The sequence below is a fragment of the Nocardia puris genome (assembly GCF_003315035.1).
Taxonomy (GTDB): Bacteria; Actinomycetota; Actinomycetes; order Mycobacteriales; family Mycobacteriaceae; genus Nocardia; species Nocardia puris.
In genome coordinates this window covers 459,097-481,180 of record NZ_QNRE01000001.1, presented here as the reverse complement: position 1 = coordinate 481,180, position 22,084 = coordinate 459,097, and the positions used below count along the sequence as shown (strand labels likewise).

The following is a 22,084-nucleotide window of genomic DNA, read 5'->3' as shown; positions in this document are numbered from 1 at the left end:
GTCTCGGAGGGGCGCGGGTGGTGCCGGACGGTGCGGTGGTGCAGTCATGAACCTTCGCAATCCGATACTCGACCGCCGCGGTCGCGCGTGTTGCCCGACGGTGTGGTGCAAGGAGGCGGTTGGGTGAGCGAGTGGAGTGCCGGATCGGAGAGGCCGACGTGGCGTCGAACGCGCATCGGAGGCAGGGAGACGACGAGATGAGCGACGGGATAAGGGTGATCGGCGCGAGCGCCGTGGAAGACGTTGCCGCCCAGGAATTCTGGCGCGAGCTGCGGCGCACGACCCAGGCGCGGATCGGGCTCGGCCGCACGGGCGACGCGTTGCCCACGCGCCGTGTGCTCGAGTTCCGTGCCGCGCACGCCGCCGCGCGCGACGCGGTGCACCTGCCCTTGGACGTGCCCGACCTCGCCGCCCGCGTCGCCGAGGTCGGCCTGGGGGAGCCGGTGCACGTGCGCAGCCGCGCGGGTGAGCGGGCGGAGTACCTGCGCCGCCCGGACCTCGGGCGCCTGCCGGACGATCTGCGCGCGGTTCCGCACAGCGGCGCCGATGTGGGATTCGTTCTGGCGGACGGTCTTTCGCCCCGCGCCCTGGCAGACCACGGCCCCGCGACCCTGGCCGCGCTGGCCGCCGAACTCGCCGGGCATCTCACCCTCGCACCGCCGGTGATCGCGACCCAGGCGAGGGTGGCGCTGGGCGACCATGTCGGCGCGGCCCTGGGCGTCACCACGGTCGTGGTGCTCATCGGCGAGCGCCCCGGCCTCTCCGTCGCCGACAGCCTGGGCCTGTACCTCACCCACCTGCCGCGCCCCGGCCGCACCGACGCCGACCGCAACTGCGTCTCCAATATCCACCCGCCCGAAGGCCTCGGCTACACCGAGGCCGCGAAGGTCCTCGCGAGCCTGATCACCGGCGCCCGCACCCTCGGCCGCTCGGGCGTCGACCTCAAGGACACCTCCCGCACGGAGCTCGATGGCGGGTCGGCTGCGCCGATCGGTGAGTGAAACCGAGGCGGTCCAGGGTAATTCGCCTGGTCTCGGCCCGACGCCCGGAACGTGCGGTGGGGCCTTCGCCGCCCGGTCCGGTCGGGCTCCGGGCGGGGCACACGAGAGGGAACGCGCTCACCGGCCGGTCCCGACGACCTCGCCTGGTGTGTGACGAACGAGCCGGCCCAGCCGACGCCCGCACTGACGGGTCCGGCCGAATTCGTCACCGGCGCAAGCTCATGGTCGGCGGCGCGAGAGCCAACGGCAGCGCATGTCCACCTCTGCGCCATGACCGCGTCCGGTCCGCGCATCGGGAGGGGCCGACCGTCAGCGGCGTGACACGTCGTCGGTGGTCGGCCAGTAGGGCGTGCTGCGCAGCGGCACCACGACCGCGCCCACCGAGGCCGGTTCCCGTTCGGGGAGCGGCAGATTCGCGATGTCGTCGGCGGCGGGACGGTAGGGACGAGGGCGGGGCGGTGGGGGATCGTCGCGTTCGATGGCGGTGAGGCTCACCGCGATGAGGACCAGCATGGTGACGATGCTGATGCCGACGATCAACGGCGCCAGCAGTTCCATCGCGCCGGCCCCGCCCACCGGCTCGTCGTGCCCGCCGCCGTGTTCGGCATGCATGGACGCCATACCGGTGTAGTGCATACCGCACACCGCCGCCGCCATGATGAGCGCGGCGCCGACCGTGGCGAGGAAACGCTGGACGCGCACCGTGAACCACAGCGCCGCCGTGGCCGCCACCACCGCGATCGCCACGGACAGCGCCACCAGGGGCGCCGAATAGCCGATCGTGGCGTGCGAGCGCAGCGCGACCATGCCGGTGTAGTGCATCGTCGCGACGCCCAGACCGGTCACCGTGCCGCCGCTCAGCAGCGCCGTGACCGTCGGGCGCGGCCTCACCACGACGAACAGGCCGATGCCGACCACCACGATCGCGGTGACGGCGCTCACCAGCGTGAGCGGCACGTCGTAGCGGATCTCCACCCCGGCGATGGAGAAACCCAGCATGCCGATGAAGTGCATGACCCAGATGCCGGTGCCGCCGAGCGCGAGCGCGGCCAGGAGCAGCCAGCCCACGCGGTTCGAGCCGGTGCGGGCGCGGGCGGCGCACTGCAATCCGAGCAGCGAACCGGTGAAGGACATGAGGTAGGCCAGCAGCGGCGTCAGCCACCCGTAGCTGAAGTGGTGGATGTCGAGCAACGTGCAACCCCAGGGACCGGGCCGAGACCGCCCGGCGAGGTGAAAAACTTGCGATTCAGACTGTACGACAGGCGCGTTCGTCCCGGGGGCGAAATCCGTTCGGGCGGGAGTGTTCTGGATCACTTCACAACGGCATCGCCGCGCGGCTGTACGCGGCCCGACGAACGACACTCGGCCCGCGCCGGAAACGACACCGGGCCCATGTCCCCTCGCGCTGCCGGTAATGGCAAGCGCCGCAAGGGGATACGGGCCCGGAAGCCTCGGTTCTAGTCGAGGTAGTCGCGCAGCACCTGCGAGCGGCTGGGGTGGCGCAGCTTGCTCATGGTCTTGGACTCGATCTGGCGGATGCGCTCACGGGTGACCCCGTACACCTGACCGATCTCGTCCAGGGTGCGCGGCTGGCCGTCGGTGAGGCCGAAGCGCAGCCGCACCACGCCCGCCTCGCGCTCGGACAGCGTCTCCAGCACCGACTGCAGCTGATCCTGCAGCAGCGTGAAGCTCACCGCGTCGACCGCGACCACGGCCTCGGAATCCTCGATGAAATCGCCGAGCTGGCTGTCGCCCTCGTCGCCGATGGTCTGGTCCAGCGAGATCGGCTCGCGGGCGTACTGCTGGATCTCGAGGACCTTCTCCGGCGTGATGTCCATTTCCTTGGCCAGCTCCTCCGGCGTGGGCTCGCGGCCCAGGTCCTGGAGCAGCTCGCGCTGGATGCGGCCGAGCTTGTTGATGACCTCCACCATGTGCACCGGGATGCGGATGGTGCGGGCCTGGTCGGCCATGGCGCGGGTGATGGCCTGCCGGATCCACCAGGTGGCGTACGTGGAGAACTTGTAGCCCTTGGTGTAGTCGAACTTCTCCACCGCGCGGATCAGGCCCAGGTTGCCCTCCTGGATCAGGTCCAGGAACGCCATGCCGCGGCCGGTGTAGCGCTTGGCCAGCGACACCACCAGGCGCAGGTTCGCCTCGAGCAGGTGGTTCTTGGCGCGGTTGCCGTCGCGGATGATCCAGTTGAAGTCGCGGCGGGTCGCCACCGGCAGCTTCTCGCCCGCCTCGGCGAACTCGCGCATCTTCTCCGCCGCGTACAGGCCGGCCTCGATGCGCTTGGCGAGCTCGACCTCCTCCTCGGCGTTGAGCAGCGCGACCTTGCCGATCTGCTTGAGGTAGGCGCGGACCGAGTCGGCCGAGGCGGTGAGCTCGGCGTCCTTGCGGGCCTGGCGCAGCGCCTCGGACTCCTCCTCGTCCCAGACGAAGTCGCCGGAGGCCTTGTCGGCGGCCGTGGGCTCCTCGGTGCCCTCGGCTTCGGCCTCCTCGGTCTCGGTGGTCTCCTCGACCAGTTCCGCGTCCTCGGCGAGATCGCCCTCGTCGACCTCGAGGTCGTCGAGATCCTCCAGATCGATGGCCTCGTCCTCGATGGCCTCGTCGGCACCGGGCTCGCCGTCGGGGCCTGCCTTCTTGGTGGCGGCCTTCTTGGCGGGCGCCTTCTTCGCCGCGGCCTTCTTCGCGGGCGCCTTCTTGGCGGCGGCCTTCTTGGCCGGAGCCTTCTTCGCGGCAGCCTTGCGGACCGGCCGTGCTGCGGTTACATCTGTGGGGTCGGCATCGGCCGATTCGGCGGTCTGACGGGTCGTGGCTACCACGTACGCCCTTTCGTGACGGTCTCGTGCGGCGTCACGCCAGAGTGGTGTTCCGGCGGAGCGGTCTGTCGGGTTTCACCGGCGCAGCGCCGGTCGGGTGTCTCCGGCGTGCCGCCGGGCGTGTTCCATTGTAACGATCCAACCAGGGTACTCACGGCACGATGCCCAGTTGCGGCGCGGCCGGTCGCCCCGGCGCGCATACGGAGGGCAGTACCCCGGCATCCGCGCGGCAAACGATTCACGGCGCGAGGCCGGAGTCGATGGCCATGGCCGCGCCCACGATGCCCGCCGTGTTCCGCAGGTGCGCGGGCACCACCGGAGTTCGGTTGCCGAGCAATGGAATCCACTGGTCGGCGTCGCGGCTGATGCCGCCGCCCGCCACGATCACCTTCGGCCAGAACAGGTTCTCCAGGCCGATGAGCACCGTGGAGACCGCCGCGGCCCACTGCGGATAGCTGAGCCCGTCGCGATCCTTGATCGAGGCCGCGGCGCGGTGCTCGGTCTCCATGCCGCCCACCTCGAGGTGGCCGAGTTCGCTGTTGGGCACCAGCGTGCCGTTGTGGATCAGCGCCGACCCGATGCCGGTGCCGAAGGTCAGCAGCAGCACCAGCCCGTCGAAATCCTTTGCCGCGCCATAGCGGTCCTCGGCCAGACCGGCCGCGTCGGCGTCGTTGAGGACGGTGACCTCCCGCCCGCCCAGCGCGCCGGAGAACAGCGCGCGGGCGTCGGTGCCGATCCAACCCTTGTCGATATTGGCGGCGGTGCGCACCACCCCGCCCAGCACCACGGCGGGCACGGTCAGCCCGACCGGGCCGGACCACTCCGCCTCGGCGACCAGTTTCGCGACCGCCTCGGCGACCGCCTGCGGGGTGGACGGGCGCGGTGTGGCGATCTTGATCCGCTCGTGGAGCAGCTCGCCGGTGGCCAGATCCACCGCGGCGCCCTTCACCCCGCTGCCACCGATATCGATACCGAACGCGTGCCCCCGAGCGGACATGGCTAACCCCTCGTTCCCATAGCTGGCCGATGTGGAAAGCAGCACCCGTCGCACCGGAACCCGCGCGCCGCGGCTCCGGGCGTGCGAAAGGGTGCCCGACGACGGCGCTGTGTCGTGCACGACAAGAGTAGTCGGGTCCGTCCCGGCGTGCGCGCACGGCCGTGATCGCCGTCGCACCCGCGCCGCGCGGCGCCCCGGCCGCTGCGCGCGCCCGCCGATCTGTGATGCGATGGAGTCGTGCCCGAATCCAGGACTCCCGTAGCCGAAGCCGCCCCCGAGACCCCCGCCGACGCCGCCGAGTTGCGCCGCGTCGCGATCGACCTCGCCGAACGCGCCGCCGAGCACGTCCGCGCCCGCCGCCCCGAGGTGTTCGGCCCGGCGGGGGAGCGGGCCGACGGCGCGGTGCGCAGCAAGGCCCACGCCACCGACCCGGTGACCGTGGTGGACACCGAGAGCGAGCAACTCATCCGCGACCTGCTCGCCGAGCATCGTCCCGGCGATCCGATCGTCGGCGAGGAAGGCGGCGGCAGCCTCACCGGCGACGACGCCGTGCACTGGGTGGTCGACCCGATCGACGGCACGGTGAACTTCCTGTACGGCATTCCCGGCTACGCGGTGTCGGTCGCGGCCCTGCGCGGCGGCAGGCCGGTGGCGGGCGCGGTGGTGGACGTGGCGCGCGCCGTCACCTACAGCGCGGGCCTGGGGCTCGGCGCGACCTCGGTCACCGCCGACGGGGTGGTCGACACGCTGCGCTGTTCCGCGGCCGACGAGGTGGCCATGTCACTGGTGGCGACGGGGTTCGGCTACGGCGCGCACCGCCGCACCCGCCAGGCCGCGCTGATCGCCGAAGTGTTGCCCCGGGTGCGCGATATCCGCCGCTTCGGCGCCGCCGCGCTCGATTTCTGCCACGTGGCCGCCGGGCGTGTCGACGCCTATTTCGAGCACGGGCTCAACGCGTGGGACTGGGGTGCGGGTGCGCTGATCGCCGCGGAGGCGGGCGCGCTGCTCACCCTGCCGCCCGCGACCTCCACGGGCGAGCGGGGGGAGCTGGTCGTGGCGGCCGCGCCCGGCATCGCGGCCGAACTCGGGGCGCTGCTCGCCGCGGTGGGCGCGACCGACCCGATCCCGGACCGCTGAGCGGCTAGCAGCGGGCGGTGCGCGCGGCCTCGAGCAGGTCCACGTCGATCGCGGCGTTCTCGCCGGCGGGGGCGTTCTTGAGGGCGCGCAGCACCTCTTCGGCGTCGTTGCTGGGCTGGATGTCGCGGAACAGCGAGCCCAGCACCAGTTCCACCACGTCGTCCTCGCGCTGATCCTCGATCAGCTCGGCGCACGGCACCACCAGCTGCACGGCCGCCGCGGCCGGGCGCCCGTTCACGCCGAAACGGATCTGGCCGGTGCACTCGAGATCGCCGTTGACGTATATCGGATCGTTGCCGATCTGGGTGTCGGGCGCACTCGCGAAACCGAGATCGCCGAGCTGCGCGGCGACGTGCGCGGCCTGGCCGCGCTGATTGTTGGCGTTGAGCACGCGCACCCGGCTGTCGGTCAGGCGCGCGGGCTGCACGTCCTCGAGCCGACCCGAACCGACGCGCTGGCCCAGCGCAGGCGCGGGCGCGGCGCCCGGCTCGGCGGCGGGGCTCGGCGAATTGCACGCCATCGCAGTGGTATCCGCGTCCTCCGTCGTCAGCGCGCGCACCCAGACGATGGCACAGATCACCGCCATGACGGCCATCATGACGAGCCAGGGCTGGGGGCGGCGGCGTGGGTACGGACGGCCCTGGGGGTCCGTCGCACTGCCTTCGGTGATCAGGGAAACCACGAGCCACACTCTACGAAAGTCCGCGCGAGCCGGTGCGGAAGGTCTCGGTGAGTTGATCGCTCGGTGTCGATTCCCCGTCGTTTTCGACTCATCTGTGTTTTGATTGCGACTTTTCGCGCGCCGTCCGCTATTGTCTGGCGGCCCAGATCGAATCGCCGGCGGCGAATACGGTGGTCGGTCGCGGGAACAAGAAGGGCATGTCCTGCGTTTACCGAGCGCTGTCGGGAGTGGATCACGGCGATCCCACCCGATAGGTGAACGGTGCACGTGTGATGTGCACCACCGGCGGGGCGGTGCGGTCACCCCGATTCCGGCGCGGAATCGGAGCGACAACAGCCGGTCCGGGATATACGGAGTAAGGACGAGGGGAAGACGACATGGCAACCGACTATGACGCACCGAGGCGCACCGAAACCGACGATGTGTCGGAGGACTCGCTGGAGGAGCTGAAGGCTCGTCGTAACGAGGCGCAGTCCGCCGTCGTGGATGTCGACGAATCCGATACCGCGGAGTCGTTCGAGCTTCCCGGCGCCGACCTGTCCGAGGAGGTGCTGTCGGTCCGGGTGATTCCCAAGCAGGCCGACGAATTCACCTGCTCGAGCTGTTTCCTCGTGCACCATCGCAGCCGACTGGCCAGCGAGGCGGGCGGGCAGCTCATCTGCATGGACTGCGCCGCCTGAGCCCGCGCGACCGCGCGCACACGGCCGGACCAGCCGGTCCGGCCCGATGACACAACTCAGCCCGCGCTCGGCAGCCCGAGCGCGGCCAGGACCTTTTCCGGATGACGGGTACTGACCAGCCAGTACGGCGTCGGATCGTCCGGATCATCGAGAACGAGCAACACCATGGGGCCGACCCAGGGCCGATGTTGGACATAGGCGGCCGGGTCCAATTGGCGGCCGAGGGCCGCACTCTTCGCGGAGGGGGGAACCACCGTCGCGCGAGCGACGAAATTCACGGGCAGATGCGCGCGGTCGGCGCGCAGTTCCGGCGTGCCCGCGCCGTCGTCGGTGACCTCCACGCGGTGGCGGCTGAACCACAGCAGCACCCACACCGGGATCGGGAACAGCAGCGCGTACGGCAACCAGGCGCGCAGCCCCGGCGCGCCCATGTGGATCTCGGCGGCCAGCAGGCCCGCGATGCCGAAGCCGATCGGCCACCACCACAGCGGCACCCACAGGCGTTCGCGATACCGCGGCCGCGCGGGCGCGCCCGGGCGGTCACGACCCGGTTTCTCGTTGTCCGTCACGGCGGGGTTGGGCTGGTCCGACACGTTTCCACAGTAGGCCAGCCGACCGCGAAGCCCGACGCCAGGTACGCGTACTCTCGTGCACTGTGAGCGCACTTTCACCGATACCCCTGCTGCGGCTGGATCCCGGCATTCCCGTGCCGACGCGCGCCCACGCGGGCGACGCGGGCGTGGACCTGTGCACCACCGAGGACGTCATCCTGGAGCCGGGCGAGCGCGTGCTCGTCGGCACCGGTGTGGCCGTGGCGCTGCCGGTCGGCACGGTGGGGCTGATCCATCCCCGGTCGGGCCTGGCCGCCAAGACCGGTCTCTCGGTGGTGAACACCCCGGGCACCGTGGACGCGGGCTACCGGGGCGAGATCAAGGTGTGCCTCATCAATCATGATCCGCGCACGCGCATCGAACTGCGCCGTGGCGACCGGATCGCGCAGCTGCTGGTGCAGCGGGTGGAACTGGTCGACTTCGTGGAGGTCGACCGGCTCGACGAGACGACACGGGGTGCGGGTGGTTACGGGTCCAGCGGCGGGCACGCCAGTCTGGGCGCGGGGACCGAGGCGGGCCGGGCGACCGGCGGGGAGGCGTGAGGCGAGGAATGTTCGGGAAAAAGAAGAAGCAGTCCGACGAATTCGACGACGACCGGTTCGACGAATACGGCGACGAGTACGACTACGACGAGGACGAGGCGGACTACGACGAAGAGCCCGCCTACGCCCCCGCGGCCGAGGTGGACGCCGAGGCGCCGCCGACCGGCCCTTACGACTACGAGGACGTGGCCGAACTGCTGGAGGCGGTCGCCGACCAGCGGCTGGATCTGGGGTCGGTGATCCTGCCGGTGCCGCCGGGCGGGCAGTTGCAGGTCGAGATGACCCCCGACGGCACCCCGCAGGCGGTGCACCTGGCCACCGAGCACGGCAGGCTCACGGTGGCCGCCTACGCCGCCCCCAAATCGCCCGGCCAGTGGCGGCTGGTGGCCGCCGATCTGGCCGAGTCGCTGCGCAAGGACGGCGCGCGGGTGGCCATCGAGACCGGTCCGTGGGGCCGCGAGCTGCTGGCCATCACCGAGGGCGCCGATCTGCGCTTCATCGGTGTCGACGGCTACCGCTGGATGGTGCGCCTGGTCGCGGCGGGCCCGCGCGGCGCCGCCGACGACGGCACCCCGCTGGTCACCGCGGCGCGCGCCATCCTCGGCGAGACCGTGATCCGGCGCGGCACCGATCCGCTGCCCGTGCGCGATCCGCTGCCGGTGGTGCTGCCCCAGCAGCTCGCCGAGCAGCTGGCCGCCGCGCATCAGGCGCAGGTCCAGCAGCAGCAACAGCAGCAGGTGGCCGCCCAGGCCGCGGCCGCCGCGCAGGCGCAAGCGCAGGCCGCGCCCCAGCCGGTGCGGCCGCAGCCCCTGCCCGAGGGACCGCGCCGCGGTGTCGAGGGCTCGGCCATGCAGCAGTTGGGATTGAACTAGCCGGAATCCGCCCAACGGTTGCCCGAGCAGCCGTGGCGCGGATTCGGTGTTCGTGAATGGCGGGCTCGCAGTGGGCTCAGTCGAAGTCGGGGAATCCGGTGTGTCCCAGGATCGCCGGGTCCGCGCCGAGTTCGTCGAGGGTGATGCGGTGCAGCCGCGCGTGCGGGAGCGCCGCCGCCCACTCGCGCGCGACGTCGAACGGATGCACGGGGTCGTCGACCGCCGTCACGACGGCGACCGGGGTGGCCACGGCGGCGAGCAGATCGGTGCCGGGCCACTTGTATCCGGCGGCCTCCTCCAGCGCGTCGGGCAGATGCGGCCACTGGGAGCGCCACGACCGGGTCAGCGCGTCCGCGAGCCAGGCCGGGCTGCTCGCGCGCATCCGCGCCTCGACCGCCTCGAGTCCGTCGGCGCGCAACTGCTCGGCGGTCACCGCCGCGCTCAACGCGGCGGGGCAGTCGGCGGTGTCGGGCCCGGTCCACGCGGGCAGCGCCGCGACCACGCCCGCCACCGAATCCGGGTGTGACGCAGCCCATTCCACTGCTATCGCGGCGCCCAATGAGATTCCGGCCACCACCAGCGGACCGTGCCGCGCCGCGTCGTCCAGGGCCGCCCGGCAACTGGCGACGACCGCCCGCGGATCGGGGTCGACCGCCCGCAGCGTCAGCCCGCGCGCCGCCGCCGCGGGCCCGAACGCGCGCCCCGCGAAATGCGCGTCGGAGCCGGTGCCGGGCAGGGCGACGACCTGGGTCGCGACCGGCCGTGTGCGGCCCGCCCGATCTGGGTACTCGATCACCGGGCCGAGCGTAGCGGGGCCCGTCGCCGACATCTACAGTGGCGGTGTAAGGCCATCTAGCAGGAGAGCGTGCCATGCCATCCGCAGCCTCAGGGTATTTTCGACGTCTGGGCCGCAGGCTGACCGAGGACATCGACCAGCTCGATGCCGAGGAGCTCGCCGAGACCGCGGAGGCGTCGGGCGCTCGCCCGGTGTCGGAATGCCGCCGCGGTGACGAGGCCACGATGCTGGGCCGTCTGCGCAGTGTCGAGGCCTGTTCGAAATCGGCGGGCGCCAGTGTTCAGGCGGAATTCTTCGACGGCACCGATGCCATCACCCTGGTGTGGATCGGCCGTCGGCGCATCCCCGGCATCGAGCCGGGGCGGCGCATCCTGGTCCGCGGCCGGATCGGTGATCGGGACGGCCGCAAGGTGATGTTCAACCCCTACTACGAATTGCGCGGGAACAGCTGACACGCATGCCATCGAGCCACGATAACGGCGCCGACCTCGGAACGCCGACCGATACCGCACGGCCGAGCGCCGACGCCGACGGGCTACGGCCCGACGACGGCACCGGGCTACCACCCGACCACGGCTCCGGGCCCCGGCCCGACGACGACCATCCCGGGCCCGATGCCCGCGAGGCGAAGGCCGAACAGACCCTGCTCGAGCAGATGGGCGGCTTCAGCGGCCTGATCTACTCGACCGTCCCGGTGGTCGTGTTCGTCCCCGTCAACACCCTGTTCGACCTGACCGCGGCGATCTGGGCCGCGCTCGGCGTCGCCGCCGCGATCCTGATCCTGCGCCTGGTGCGGCGCGAACCGGTCCAGCCCGCCATCTCCGGGTTCATCGGCGTCGGCATCTGCGCGTTCATCGCCTACCGGATGGGGGAGGCCAAGGGCTTCTTCCTGTTCGGCATCTACACCAGCCTCGTCTACGGCGGTGTGTTCCTGCTCTCGATCCTGGTGCGCTGGCCGCTGGTGGGCGTGATCTGGGGCGCGCTCAACGGGCACGGCTCCTCGTGGCGCACCGATCGCCGCGCGATCCGGCTCTACGACATCGCGACCGTGGCCTGGGTGCTGGTGTTCGCCTCGCGCTACCTGGTGCAGTCCGAGCTCTACGAGACCGACCGCACCGGCTGGCTGGCCGTGGCACGCATCGGCATGGGCTGGCCGCTCACCGCGGTCGCGTTCGCGGTCACCATCTGGGCGGTGCGCCGCGCCGGGCACCTGCCCGCCAAATCCAAGTCCTGACCCCGGGAAAGGTGGGGCCCGGTCCACCGCGGAGGTGGACCACTACCCACCCTTGGGTGTCTGGTCGCCGGGTCCCGTTCGACGGACGATCGTTGTCGACACCAAAAACGCAACGTTCGCCGAAAGGACTCGGAGAGTGGCTACCGAGCACAAGACCGCGACTTCTCGCACCCACGCCCATTCCAGCCCCGCCCTGTCGGAGAGCAGGCGGGTCGCCGCCGAACTCGAGCAGCTGATCGGCCCCGCCGCCGCCGGCGACAAGCGCGCGATCTCCGAGATCGTGCGGTTGGTGCACCCGCTGGTGCGCCGCTACTGCGGCGCGCGCATGGGCAACACCGCGCACCTGCAGGTCACCGCCGACGATGTGGTGCAGGAGATCCTGCTCGCCACCGTCAACTCGATCCCGCGCTACCGCGACCAGGGCAAATCGTTCCTCGCCTTCGTCTACGGCATCGCCGCGAACAAGGTGGCCGACGCGTTCCGCCGGTCCCAGCAGCACCCCACCTACCCCGTCTCCGAGGTGCCCGATATGGCGTCCACCGCGGCGGGCCCGGAGGAGTGGGCGCTGGCGCTGGAGCGGCGCGCCGCCACCAGGGAACTGATGAAGGTGCTCACCCCGGCGCACCGCGAGGTGCTGGTGATGCGGATCGTGCTCGGCTGGTCGGCCGCGCAGACCGCGGAGGCGATCGGCACCAGCCCCGGCGTGGTGCGGGTGATGCAGCATCGCGCGCTCAACAAGCTGCGCGCGCAGTTGCAGCCCGCGGCCTGAACGCCCCGTCGCGACAGCCGAGCCGTATCGGGGAGTTATGGCTGGATGTCGTGGGGCGCGAGCGCCAGGCGCAGATCCTCTTCGGCCTCCACGGAGGTCACGAACAGCAGCTCGTCCTCGCCCTCGAACGGGTCGTCGGGCTGCGGCACGATCACCCGGCCGCCGCGCAGGATCGTCACCAGGGCGGCGTCGCGCGGCAGAGTGAGCGTGCGGACCGGCTTGCCCGCCAGGGCCGTGTCGGCGGGCAGCGTGATCTCCACCAGATTGGCCTGTCCCTGCCGCAGGGTCATGAGCCGCACCAGGTCACCGACCGACACGGCTTCCTCGACCAGCGAGGCCAGCAGGCGGGGCGTGGACACCGCCACGTCCACGCCCCAGGAGGCGTCGAAGAGCCATTCGTTGCGCGGGTCGTTGACCCGGGCGACCACGCGGCGCACGCCGAACTCGGTCTTGGCCAGCAGGCTGTGCACCAGGTTGGCCTTGTCGTCGCCGGTGGCGGCGATGACCACCTCGAACGACTCCAGACCCGCCTCCTCGAGCAGCGCGAGCTCGCACGCGTCCGCGTGCACCCACTGCGCGCCGGGGACCGATTCGGGGTCGATGTGGGCGAGCTGGCGTTCGAGCAGCATCACGCGGTGCCCGCCGCGCAGCAGTTCCCTGGCGATGGAGCGGCCGACCGCGCCCGCCCCGGCGATGGCGACATTCATGACGTGTCCCTCAGTCCTCGGGGGCCGGCGGTTTGGCGGCCAGCGCGACGGCCTCGCCCACGCTGCCCGAACTCGTCGCCACGTAGACGACATCGTCGGCCTGGACGATGGTCTTGCTGTCGGGCACCACGCCCTGCCCGAACCGCAGGATGAACGCGACGCGCACCGAAACGGCCTGTTCCAGATCGCGCACGGTGCGCCCGTACCAGTCCTCGTGCAGCGCCAGCTGCGCGACGGCCATGGTGCCGGTGGGGTCGCGCCAGGTGGTGGTGCTGGTGTCGCCGATGAGGGTGCGCAGGAAGCGGTCGGTGGTCCACGGCACGGTGGCGATGGTGGGGATGCCGAGCCGCTCGTAGACGGCGGCGCGCTTGGCGTCGTAGATGCGGGCGACCACCCGCTCCACGCCGAAGGTCTCGCGCGCCACGCGCGCGGAGATGATGTTGGAGTTGTCGCCGGAGGAGACGGCGGCGAACGCGTCGGCGCGCTCGATTCCCGCGCGGGTCAGCACATCCCGGTCGAAGCCGACGCCCAGCACCCGCTCGCCGGGGAAGTCCGCGCCCAGACGCAGAAACGCGCCCTCGTCCCGGTCGATGACGGTCACCTCGTGACCGACCCGGACCAGGGCGCGCGCCAGTGACGAGCCGACCCGCCCGCACCCCATGACCACTACGTACACCGTGCAACCTCGCTCTTGGACACCGTGGCGGACGCGCCGCGGCCTGTGGGCGCAACCGTACTCGCCACACGCGCCCATGGCCCATTTTCCCCGTCGGCCGCGAGGGCAAACCCGAATGTGGCACGCCACCGGTCCAACCCCCGGCGCGATCGGGCCACGAGGGATCTATGCTCGCTCCAGTGTCCAAGATGACGACGGCAGCCAAGCGGTTGCTGCTCGGCCGGCCGTTCCGTAGCGATTCGCTCGGCCACACCCTGCTGCCGAAGCGAATCGCGCTGCCGGTGTTCGCCTCCGACGCGCTGTCCTCGGTCGCCTACGCGCCGGAGGAGATCTTCCTCATGCTGTCGGTGGGCGGCGTCTCGGCCTACCTGTACGCGCCGTGGGTGGGCGTCGCGGTCGCCTTCGTCATGGCGGTCGTGGTGGCCAGCTACCGGCAGAACGTCCACGCCTACCCGTCGGGCGGCGGTGATTACGAGGTCGCGACCAAGAACCTGGGACCCACCGCCGGGCTCACCGTCGGCAGCGCGCTCCTGGTCGACTACGTCCTGACTGTGGCGGTGTCGATCTCGGCGGCCGCGTCCAACATCGGCTCGGCGATCCCGTTCGTCAACACGCACAAGGTGTTGTTCGCGGTGGTGGCCATCGCGTTGCTCACCGCGATCAACTTGCGCGGCATCCGCGAATCGGGCGCCGCGTTCGCGGTGCCGACCTACGCGTTCATGATCGGCATGTTCGCGATGCTGGGCTGGGGCCTGTTCCGCACGATGGTGCTGGGGGAGGAGCTCACGGCGGAGTCGGCCGGGTTCCAGCTGGAGGCCGAGGACAGCTACCTCTACGGCATCGCGCTCGCGTTCCTGGTGGCGCGGGCGTTCTCCTCGGGCTGCGCGGCGCTGACCGGTGTGGAGGCGATCAGCAACGGGGTGCCCGCCTTCCGGAAACCCAAGTCGCGCAACGCCGCGACCACGCTGCTGATGCTCGGCGCGATCTCCATCACGCTGCTGATGGGCATCATCGTGCTGGCCCAGAAGGTCGGCATCGTCTACGCGCACGACACCGACCACCTGATCGGGGCGCCGCAGGACTACCACCAGAAGACACTCATCGCGCAGCTCGCGGAGACGGTGTTCCAGGGCTTCCCGGCCGGGTTCTTCTTCATCACGATCGTCACGGCGCTGATCCTCGTGCTGGCCGCCAACACCGCGTTCAACGGCTTCCCGGTGCTGGGTTCGGTGCTGGCGCAGGACCGCTATCTGCCACGTCAGCTGCACACGCGCGGCGACCGGTTGGCGTTCAGCAACGGCATCCTGTTCCTGTCCGGCGCGGCGATCGCGTTCGTGGTGGTGTTCGGCGCCGAAGTGACCCAGCTCATCCAGCTCTACATCGTCGGGGTGTTCGTCTCGTTCGTGCTCAGCCAGACCGGCATGCTGCGGCACTGGACGCGCGCGCTGCGCACCGAGACCGATCCGGCGCAGCGGGCCAGGATGAAGCGCTCGCGGGTGATCAACGCCGTCGGCCTGACCGCCACCGGCGCGGTGCTGGTGATCGTGCTGGTGACCAAGTTCTTCGCGGGCGCGTGGATCGCCATCCTGACGATGGTGTCGATCTTCGTGGTGATGAAGATGATTCGCCGCCACTACGATTCGGTGGCCAGGGAGCTCGACGAGTACGAGTGGGACGGTGTGCTGCCCAGCCGCACCCATTCGATCGTGCTGGTCTCCAAACTGCACCTGCCCACCCGTCGCGCCCTCGCCTACGCCCGCGCCACCCGCCCCGACACGCTCGAGGCGATCACGGTGAACGTGGACGACGCCGACACCAGGGCGCTGGTGCGGGAGTGGGAGCGCAGCGATATCACGGTGCCGCTCAAGGTGATCGAATCGCCGTATCGGGAGGTCACCAAGCCGGTACTGGACTACGTCAAGCGGGTGCGCCGCGACGCGCCGCGCGATGTGGTGACCGTGTTCATCCCCGAGTACGTGGTGGGGCACTGGTGGGAACAGGTGCTGCACAACCAGAGCGCGCTGCGCTTGAAGGGGCGGTTGCTGTTCGAGCCGGGCGTGATGGTGACGAGCGTGCCGTGGCAGTTGAGTTCGTCGGCGCGGGCGAAGCAGGCCGGTGTGATGAACGCGCCCGGTGCGTTCCGGCGCGGGTACGAGGACCGGCAGTGAGCGGGGACGGTTGTCGCGGCGCGGCTGTGAGCGGGCTCGGCAGTGAGGTGACGCTGTGAGCGGAACTTCTTGGTACGGAAGAACTTTCGAGATTCGCCTCGGCCCGCCGGGGCACGGCGGGTTCTGCGTCGGCAGGCACGAGGGCCGGGTGGTGTTCGTGCGGCACGGACTGCCCGGCGAACTGGTGCGGGCGCTGGTGACCGAGGATCGCGGCGGATCGTTCTGCCGCGCCGACGCCGTGGAGATCCTGGAAGCGTCGGTCGACCGGGTGCCCTCGACGTGTCCGGTGTCGGGGCCCGGAGGAGCGGGGTGCTGCGATTTCGCGCACGCCACCCCGGCGGCGCAGCGGGCGCTGAAGGCGGCGGTGGTCGAGGAACAGCTGCGGCGGGTGACGCGTATCGAGCGCGAGGTCGTGGTGGAGCCGGTGGCCGGATACCCCGCCGACGCGTCGACGGGCTGGCGCACCCGGGTCCGGCTGCCCGTCGACGCCGAGGGCCGGGCCGGGATGCACCGGTATCGGAGCGCGTCGGTGATCCCGGATCTGCGCTGCCCGCAACCTGTTCCGCGCGCGATGGACGGGCTGGCCGACCGGCTGTGGACACCGGGCGCGGACCTGGTGGTGACGGTCGACGGGGACGGCGTGCGCCATGTGGTGGAGGTCGCGCCCGCCGAAACCGGTGGGCGGGGCGGTCGTTCAGGTCGTGGGGGCGGTAGGGCTGGGCGTGCGGCGGAGGACCGTCGTGGGCGCGGTAGTGCTGATCGTGGGAGTGCGGGGCACGGCGGTCGTGGGCGCGGCGGGGCCGATGGTGAGCGTCCCGGGTCCAGCGGGCGTGGGGCCGGGGATTCTGGCTCCGGGCGCGCCGGTGGCTCGCGTCCGGGCAGGGCGGAGGGATTCCCGGCGGGACCCGGTCGGCGGGACCGTCCCGGAGGCGAGCGTCGCGGCGATGAGCCGCTTGCCGCGCCCTTCGACAGCGGATCGGCGAGCGGCGGCTCGGTGCCGGAACCCGGTGGGGGAGAAGGGGTGCCGAGCCGCCGCCAGGCGATGGCGCGCCGGGCCGCCGCGCACGCCGATCGCGTCGAGTACGTGATCGAAGGCACCGGCCGTGCCGTCGAGTACGTGGCGGGCCGCCGCTGGGAGGTCTCCTCGACAGGCTTCTGGCAGGCGCATCGTCTTGCCGCCCAGTGCTATTCGGACGTGGTCGCCGACTGGGCCGGACTGTCACCGGGCGCGCGCGCCTGGGATCTCTACAGCGGCGCGGGCGTTTTCGCGGCGCGCTTGGCCGAAGCGGTCGGCCGGACGGGCGCGGTGCTGGCCGTCGAATCGGCCCGCCCCGCCGTCGCCGACGGTCACGCCGCCCTGCGCGACCTTCCCTGGGTGGACCTGCGCGCCGACCGTGTCGAACGCTGGATCGGCGCCCACACCGTCACGCCGGACGCCGTCGTCCTCGACCCGCCCCGGGCGGGCGCGGGCCGCGACGTGATCACCGCCCTCACGGCGGCCGCCCCCGATCGCATCGTCCACATCGGTTGCGACCCGGCCTCTTTCGCCCGCGACCTCGCCCTCTACATCGAGGCCGGGTACCGCCTGTCCGCCCTACGCGCCTTCGACGCCTTTCCCTCCACCCACCACGTCGAGTGCCTGGCCCTGCTCGAACGCTGAGCGGGGCGGGCTTCACCGGATCTTGGTATCGGCCGTGGCCGGCCGAACATCCTGCCCCCGCCACGATCGGCCGTGGCCGCCGGGAATTCGCGGGTGCGCTATGACCGGGCGCGTCGCCAGAGCTGCCTGGTGACGGCCATGGCGGCGAACGCTCGCGACCCACGTCGCGGCGGCGATCGCCGAGACGCTCAGGCGCTCCAGGCCGGGTTGCGGCCGAGGTAGCGCAGCAGGGCGGTGGTGGGGTCCTCGTTCGGGGCCACCTCGTCGGCCGGGGCGTAGACGCCGTAGGCGCGCAGCGGCTCGACGAACTGGCGTGCCGCGTCGAGCAATTCGCGCGACATCTCCGGGGTGAGGGGCGAGGGCTGGCCGGTGGCCAGGGCGATGTCCCAGGCGTGCACGGCGGCGTCGAGCGCGCAGGCGGCGACGCCCAGCGCGGGCGGCATGGAGTTCGGCGGGACCGGGACGGGAATTTCGGTGGCGTCGGGGGAAACGGTGCCGAACGCGTCGGCGGCGGCACTCACCGCCTTCTCGACGAGGGCGACCGGGTCGCCGGACAGCGTGCCCGACGGGGCGAAGGGATCCTCCTCGGGGCCCGGCCCGCCGGTGAGGAAGGCGGCGAATCCGAGCTGATCGCCCGCGGAATGCTGCACGACCTGCGTGACATTCCACTCCGAGCAGGGTGTGGGCGCGGCCCACTGGTCCGCGCGTACCCCGGCGACGGTGGTGCGCAGGGCGTCGTGCGCGGCGTCCAGCAGGGGCCAGGTGTGCTGCGTCATGATGTGCTCCTTCGTTCGGCGTTGACACCACTGTAGCGGAATGAAGCATTCCGTTCCAGTGGTGCGCCGAACTCTTCTCACCCTGTTTCGCGGCAGCGGTCGCAGATCACTCCAGGCGCCAAGTGGCGCGCAGGGTGGCGTTCACCTCCGATTCGCCGAGTTCCACCTGCACCGAGCCGCCGTATTCGGCGATCGGCGCGGCCATGGCGCGCATCTTCGGCGCGAAAGACGGTGCGGCGGCGGTGTTCTCGGTGATCTCCAGCACCTCGCCGAGGGTGCGTCCGGCGCGTTCGGCGTAGCGGCGCGCGCGGCCGAGCGCGTCGTCCCAGGCCGCGTCGCGGGCGCGGGCGAGCAGGTCGGCCTGATCGGCGAAGGTGAGGGTGAGCCCGCCCAGCCGCACATCGTCACCGCCGGCTTCCACGGCCCGCGCGAGGATGTCGGCGGGCCCCGGATCGCCCGCCAGATCGCGCAATGCGATCACCAGATCCGACGTCGCCACGTACCCCGTCACCCGATTCCCCTGCCCCTCCGTCCACACCGTCTCGCTGCGCACCGACAACCCACCGGTCGCGATGTCGGTGTCCCCCACGCCGTTCCCGCGCAACGACGCCGTCACCGCCGCCACCCGCTCCCCGGCCCGCCCGTAGGCGATCGCCACCGTGCTGGCCCGCGACTCCACCGACAACGTCACCCGCATCAGATCCGGCTTCTCCCGCACGCTCCCCGCCCCGAACGTCGTCACCACCCCGTCGACCTTCTTGCCCATTACGTCACCTCTTGTCTCGGATTCGATCGGTCCCATCCTTCAACGGCTACCCGACGATGATCGTCCCCTCGTCGTTCGCTTGCTCACGTGCCACGGTCGTGCGTTCTCGATCGACGCGCCGCGTCCAACTTGGTGAGGCGTTGTCGGACTCCTCAGCTCGTGTCGGCTGCGTCGTGCCGCCGCCCGAGATCGGGCGTGGGCTCCTCCGGTACCCTTGACCAGCGTGTTCGGCAATACGCCTGTGCCGCAAGGTCTTTCCGGTGCCCGGCCTTGGATACAGGCGATCGAGACGGTGTCGTACGTATCGCGGCGGCGGCCGGTGCAGCCACCGCGCGATGTTGTCATTGTCGGCGCGCGTGCAGATGAAGCTATCGCAATGTACGAGCGAGTCGCGGCATACGTGTGTCCGAGTGAGCGGTCCTTCGCGCCCGTCCGCTATATAGGATTCTACTGCGACAAGAAGATCGAGCCGTATTTTCCGGCTGTTGAAGAGGTGGTCGTACCCACTCGGTGCAGTGGCGATGAGGACTGCGCCACGGCTGGAAGGGTGGTGAGCAATTCCAGGTGTTTTTGTTGTCGGAGAAACGTGCATCGGAAACGCTGACTCGGCCCGGAGATACGCCGATCGTGCACAAGAAGACGGGTCGCGGCTCGGCCTTCGTGCAGTACAAGAGGTATTTCGCGCACTCGGCGCTCATGGCGGCGGATGACACTGAGCATCTCTCGTGATGTCCGTTCCGAATGCGACCGGCGCAGCCGCTCCCCGGACTGCGTGGGCAACGCTGTTCGTGACACTGGTGCGCAGACCAGTGGGTCACGTCTCCGGGAGACATGAGACTCGCTCTACGGAGTGTTGCTGGGCGGCGCGGTCGGAATGCAGCGCCGGCCGGCGACGGTTACGAAGTGAAGAAAATCGAGCGCGCGATGACGCGTACGGGCGCGAGTGTGCTCACGACCTTCACCCCGGGCTTCGCGATCCGGACCTGCTGGGGCTGCTTTCCGAGTGGTCGAGCGGATGCTCGCCGATTGACCGTGCGGACACTCATCGGGGTAATCCCTTGTCCGCCAGCAGAATTAGTTTCTAGTAGTCCCCGCCCCGCACGGCGATGGCGCGTACCGCCGCGTCCATCTGCGCGTAGGCACCGGCGGCGAGGCGTTCCAGCAGCGCGAGCTTGAGGTGGGGAGCCTTCTCGGTGAGGGCGTCGAAGCGCGGTGGCGGGAGGACGGCGACGCGGACGCGGGAATCGGCGCGGACCTCGTTGACGAAGGGCCCGCCGACCAGCATGGGGATCTCGCCGAAGGACATCCCCGCCGACAGCGTCACCAGGCGGTGGGTGCGGCCGTCGCCGCCCTCGAAGGTGATCCGCACGCGCCCCTCGAGGATCAGGTACAGCCCGGATCGTTCGCTGCCCCGCCGCGCGATCACTTCGCCGCGTGCGATGGTGCGGGTCTCGAAATCGGCCGCGAGACGGGCGCGGTCGTCGGCGCTCAACGCGGCCAGCAGGGGATGTTCGGCGACGGTGATGGACACGCACGCCTGCTGGCCGGCCGGACAGTGCCGCTCCAGCACGATGTCCTCGCACCACTCCGTCGCGGTGTCGCGGTCCACGAACACCCGCCCGCGCGGGTCACGCGGGTCCAGGCTCGACACCAGGTGCCCGAGCTTGGCGTCGGGATCGACCAGCGCCACCCGGCATCCGGCCGCCGCGAGTTCGCGCTGCAACCCGTCGAGCATCGTCACCGCGATCGCGCTCACGTCGCCGACTCGGCGCAGATCGATCACCAGCGCGTCCAACTCCCCGGCCTGCGGTTCGATCACCCGCACGGCCCGTTCCGCACCGGCGAACAGCAGGTCGCCGTGCAGTTCGTACACCCGCGCGCGCGACCCGTGCGCGTCCAGCACGGCGATCTCCTCGGGGCTGCGCCGCCGCCGCGACGGCACCTCCGCCACCGTGTAGTCCGCGCGAATGGCGGCGCGCGCCGCCCGCGTGACGTGCAGGAAGTGCAGTTCCAGCCGTCGCGAGAGCTCGCGGCAGGCGGCCACGCCGCGCACGCTGTTGCCGTGCTCGTCCAGGCGCGGGGAGTACACGGCGATGCCGATCTGGCCCGGCAGCACCGCGAGGATGCCGCCGCCCACCCCGCTCTTGGCGGGCAGCCCGACGGTGGACACCCAGTCGCCCGCCGCGTTGTACATGCCGCACGTGGTCATCACGCTCAGCACCTGTTCGGTGAGCGCCGTGGACAGCGCGCGCTCCTTGGTGAGCGGGTTGACGCCGTTGTTGGCCAGCGTCGCCGCCATGATCGCCAGATCGCGGCAGGTGATGTCGACCGAGCACTGCCGGAAGTAACGGTCCACCGCGTCGTCGGGGTCGGCGTCGAGGATGCCGAAGGAGCGCAGCATGTAGCCGATCGCGCGGTTGCGATAGCCGGTGCGCGCCTCGGAGGCGTACACCGCTTCGTTCAGCGTCAGCTCGCGGCCCGCGAACCGCGAATACGTGCGCCGCACCCGCTCGAACTTGTCGGCGGCGTCGCGGCCGTCCACCAGGGAGGCGGCGGTGATCGCGCCCGCGTTGATCATCGGATTGCGCGGGCGCTCGGTGACGGGGTCGAGGCTGATCTCGTTGAAGGGCTCCCCGGAGGGCTCCACATCGATGCGTTCCGCCACCGCCGCGAGCCCGCGATCGGCCAGGGCCAGCGCGTAGGTGAACGGTTTGGAGATGGACTGGATGGTGAACGGCAGGTCCACATCACCGGTGCCGTAGACCCGGCCGTCGGCGGTGGCCAGGCACAATCCGAACGAATCCGGGGGCACCGCGGCCAGTTCCGGGATGTAGTCGGCGGGCGCGCCGGAGGTGTCGGCCCGGCACAGGGCGTACACGTCCTCGACGATCCCGGCGACCACACCGGGATCGACCGCGCGCGGAACCTCGGCGATGGGGGCGGCCACAGGACAACTGTAAAGGGCGGGCGCGCACCGCGGCTGGAACGCCGCAACCCCGTTCCGTCAACGTGACGGGTGCGATGCCGTCCTTCGTCGGCAGTGCCCTGACCGGGCGGGTACGGTTGGGATAACAGCCGGACACCGGAAGGTGTCCGCGTATGTCCGGTCTCACAGCCCGTGGCGGAGGTGTCGGGTGCGGGCGGTTGTCGGGCAAGGGCATCCGTCGCACCTCCGTAGACTGACCGGA

The 22,084-nt window shown here is 71.1% G+C and carries 21 protein-coding genes; 10 read left to right on the top strand and 11 right to left on the bottom strand.

The features are described 5' to 3' along the window. The first annotated feature begins 197 nt into the window (after positions 1–197). The gene (eutC, locus tag DFR74_RS02205) at positions 198–1,001 is read left to right on the top strand and encodes an ethanolamine ammonia-lyase subunit EutC (RefSeq protein ID WP_067504426.1); all 804 of its coding nucleotides are present in this window, start codon (positions 198–200) and stop codon (positions 999–1,001) included. 309 nt (positions 1,002–1,310) lie between these two features. Here eutC and DFR74_RS02200 read toward each other — a convergent pair whose 3' ends face one another. The 3 genes from DFR74_RS02200 to ppgK form a co-directional block, all read right to left on the bottom strand. Then, a complete protein-coding gene (locus tag DFR74_RS02200) occupies positions 1,311–2,192 on the bottom strand; it encodes an MHYT domain-containing protein (protein WP_067504424.1) in 882 nt (293 codons plus the stop codon). A 266-nt stretch (positions 2,193–2,458) separates the two neighbouring features. Beyond that, positions 2,459–3,826, bottom strand: coding sequence for an RNA polymerase sigma factor (locus DFR74_RS02195; protein WP_067504421.1), 1,368 nt, complete (start codon positions 3,824–3,826; stop codon positions 2,459–2,461). 235 nt (positions 3,827–4,061) lie between these two features. Further along, a complete protein-coding gene (gene ppgK, locus DFR74_RS02190; protein ID WP_067504418.1) occupies positions 4,062–4,820 on the bottom strand; it encodes a polyphosphate--glucose phosphotransferase in 759 nt (252 codons plus the stop codon). Between the two features lie 237 nt (positions 4,821–5,057). On the opposite strand from ppgK, the gene DFR74_RS02185 reads away from it, so the two are divergent. Then, positions 5,058–5,957, top strand: a complete 900-nt coding sequence (locus tag DFR74_RS02185; RefSeq protein WP_067504415.1) for an inositol monophosphatase family protein — start codon at positions 5,058–5,060, stop codon at positions 5,955–5,957. Between the two features lie 4 nt (positions 5,958–5,961). On the opposite strand, the gene cei is transcribed toward DFR74_RS02185, so the two are convergent. After that, entirely contained in the window at positions 5,962–6,639 is a 678-nt protein-coding gene (gene cei / locus DFR74_RS02180; RefSeq protein ID WP_067504578.1) for an envelope integrity protein Cei, read from the bottom strand. Between the two features lie 377 nt (positions 6,640–7,016). On the opposite strand from cei, the gene DFR74_RS02175 reads away from it, so the two are divergent. Continuing rightward, on the top strand, positions 7,017–7,319 hold the full coding sequence (locus DFR74_RS02175) for a DUF4193 domain-containing protein (RefSeq protein WP_067504411.1): 303 nt from the start codon (positions 7,017–7,019) through the stop codon (positions 7,317–7,319). 56 nt (positions 7,320–7,375) lie between these two features. Here DFR74_RS02175 and DFR74_RS02170 read toward each other — a convergent pair whose 3' ends face one another. Then, positions 7,376–7,888: a DUF3093 domain-containing protein gene (locus tag DFR74_RS02170; RefSeq protein ID WP_067504575.1), complete on the bottom strand. Its 513-nt coding sequence runs from the start codon at positions 7,886–7,888 to the stop codon at positions 7,376–7,378. Positions 7,889–7,974: 86 nt separating this feature from the next. Between DFR74_RS02170 and dut the strand changes: the two genes are divergently transcribed. Together dut and DFR74_RS02160 are read left to right on the top strand one after the other, a co-directional pair. Continuing rightward, positions 7,975–8,472 carry a dUTP diphosphatase gene (dut, locus tag DFR74_RS02165; protein WP_067504407.1) on the top strand — a complete coding sequence of 166 codons (498 nt, stop codon included), beginning with the start codon at positions 7,975–7,977 and terminating at the stop codon, positions 8,470–8,472. An 8-nt stretch (positions 8,473–8,480) separates the two neighbouring features. Then, complete coding sequence (locus tag DFR74_RS02160; protein ID WP_067504405.1) at positions 8,481–9,344, top strand: DUF3710 domain-containing protein; 864 nt, start codon at positions 8,481–8,483, stop codon at positions 9,342–9,344. Positions 9,345–9,420: 76 nt separating this feature from the next. On the opposite strand, the gene DFR74_RS02155 is transcribed toward DFR74_RS02160, so the two are convergent. Beyond that, positions 9,421–10,140, bottom strand: coding sequence for an alpha/beta hydrolase (locus DFR74_RS02155; protein ID WP_232331646.1), 720 nt, complete (start codon positions 10,138–10,140; stop codon positions 9,421–9,423). 74 nt (positions 10,141–10,214) lie between these two features. On the opposite strand from DFR74_RS02155, the gene DFR74_RS02150 reads away from it, so the two are divergent. The 3 genes from DFR74_RS02150 to DFR74_RS02140 all read left to right on the top strand — a co-directional run bounded on the left by DFR74_RS02150 (position 10,215) and on the right by DFR74_RS02140 (position 12,143). Next, entirely contained in the window at positions 10,215–10,592 is a 378-nt protein-coding gene (locus DFR74_RS02150; protein WP_067504403.1) for an OB-fold nucleic acid binding domain-containing protein, read from the top strand. A gap of 203 nt (positions 10,593–10,795) precedes the next feature. Continuing rightward, positions 10,796–11,374 (top strand): DUF3159 domain-containing protein, encoded by a 579-nt coding sequence (locus tag DFR74_RS02145; protein WP_067504569.1) that lies wholly within the window; start codon positions 10,796–10,798, stop codon positions 11,372–11,374. Positions 11,375–11,510: 136 nt separating this feature from the next. Further along, positions 11,511–12,143 carry a sigma-70 family RNA polymerase sigma factor gene (locus tag DFR74_RS02140; protein WP_084537363.1) on the top strand — a complete coding sequence of 211 codons (633 nt, stop codon included), beginning with the start codon at positions 11,511–11,513 and terminating at the stop codon, positions 12,141–12,143. 35 nt (positions 12,144–12,178) lie between these two features. Here the strand turns inward: DFR74_RS02140 and DFR74_RS02135 are convergent, their stop codons facing one another. Both DFR74_RS02135 and DFR74_RS02130 read right to left on the bottom strand, forming a co-directional pair. Beyond that, on the bottom strand, positions 12,179–12,850 hold the full coding sequence (locus DFR74_RS02135) for a potassium channel family protein (protein WP_067504401.1): 672 nt from the start codon (positions 12,848–12,850) through the stop codon (positions 12,179–12,181). Positions 12,851–12,860: 10 nt separating this feature from the next. Beyond that, the gene (locus DFR74_RS02130) at positions 12,861–13,526 is read right to left on the bottom strand and encodes a potassium channel family protein (RefSeq protein WP_067504398.1); all 666 of its coding nucleotides are present in this window, start codon (positions 13,524–13,526) and stop codon (positions 12,861–12,863) included. A 179-nt stretch (positions 13,527–13,705) separates the two neighbouring features. Here DFR74_RS02130 and DFR74_RS02125 point away from each other — a divergent pair, with 179 nt between their 5' ends. Continuing rightward, positions 13,706–15,694, top strand: a complete 1,989-nt coding sequence (locus tag DFR74_RS02125; protein WP_067504395.1) for an APC family permease — start codon at positions 13,706–13,708, stop codon at positions 15,692–15,694. A gap of 55 nt (positions 15,695–15,749) precedes the next feature. After that, positions 15,750–17,354 carry a class I SAM-dependent RNA methyltransferase gene (locus DFR74_RS36920; protein WP_084537362.1) on the top strand — a complete coding sequence of 535 codons (1,605 nt, stop codon included), beginning with the start codon at positions 15,750–15,752 and terminating at the stop codon, positions 17,352–17,354. A gap of 188 nt (positions 17,355–17,542) precedes the next feature. Here the strand turns inward: DFR74_RS36920 and DFR74_RS02110 are convergent, their stop codons facing one another. From DFR74_RS02110 to glsA, 3 genes are all read right to left on the bottom strand, one after another. Continuing rightward, on the bottom strand, positions 17,543–18,130 hold the full coding sequence (locus DFR74_RS02110) for a TIGR03086 family metal-binding protein (RefSeq protein ID WP_067504392.1): 588 nt from the start codon (positions 18,128–18,130) through the stop codon (positions 17,543–17,545). 106 nt (positions 18,131–18,236) lie between these two features. After that, positions 18,237–18,896 carry an SIMPL domain-containing protein gene (locus DFR74_RS02105; RefSeq protein ID WP_067504388.1) on the bottom strand — a complete coding sequence of 220 codons (660 nt, stop codon included), beginning with the start codon at positions 18,894–18,896 and terminating at the stop codon, positions 18,237–18,239. A 1,081-nt stretch (positions 18,897–19,977) separates the two neighbouring features. Further along, positions 19,978–21,843, bottom strand: a complete 1,866-nt coding sequence (gene glsA / locus DFR74_RS02100) for a glutaminase A (protein WP_411719586.1) — start codon at positions 21,841–21,843, stop codon at positions 19,978–19,980. Positions 21,844–22,084 lie beyond the last annotated feature (241 nt).

Excerpts from the sequence above, each read along its gene's own strand:
- eutC (WP_067504426.1), top strand. The coding sequence starts at position 198 with ATGAGCGACGGGATAAGGGTGATCGGCGCGAGCGCCGTGGAAGACGTT.
- DFR74_RS02175 (WP_067504411.1), top strand. The coding sequence starts at position 7,017 with ATGGCAACCGACTATGACGCACCGAGGCGCACCGAAACCGACGATGTG.
- DFR74_RS02110 (WP_067504392.1), bottom strand. The coding sequence starts at position 18,130 with ATGACGCAGCACACCTGGCCCCTGCTGGACGCCGCGCACGACGCCCTG.
- DFR74_RS02150 (WP_067504403.1), top strand. The coding sequence starts at position 10,215 with ATGCCATCCGCAGCCTCAGGGTATTTTCGACGTCTGGGCCGCAGGCTG.
- DFR74_RS02135 (WP_067504401.1), bottom strand. The coding sequence starts at position 12,850 with ATGAATGTCGCCATCGCCGGGGCGGGCGCGGTCGGCCGCTCCATCGCC.
- ppgK (WP_067504418.1), bottom strand. The coding sequence starts at position 4,820 with ATGTCCGCTCGGGGGCACGCGTTCGGTATCGATATCGGTGGCAGCGGG.
- DFR74_RS02105 (WP_067504388.1), bottom strand. The coding sequence starts at position 18,896 with ATGGGCAAGAAGGTCGACGGGGTGGTGACGACGTTCGGGGCGGGGAGC.
- DFR74_RS02160 (WP_067504405.1), top strand. The coding sequence starts at position 8,481 with ATGTTCGGGAAAAAGAAGAAGCAGTCCGACGAATTCGACGACGACCGG.
- DFR74_RS02145 (WP_067504569.1), top strand. The coding sequence starts at position 10,796 with ATGGGCGGCTTCAGCGGCCTGATCTACTCGACCGTCCCGGTGGTCGTG.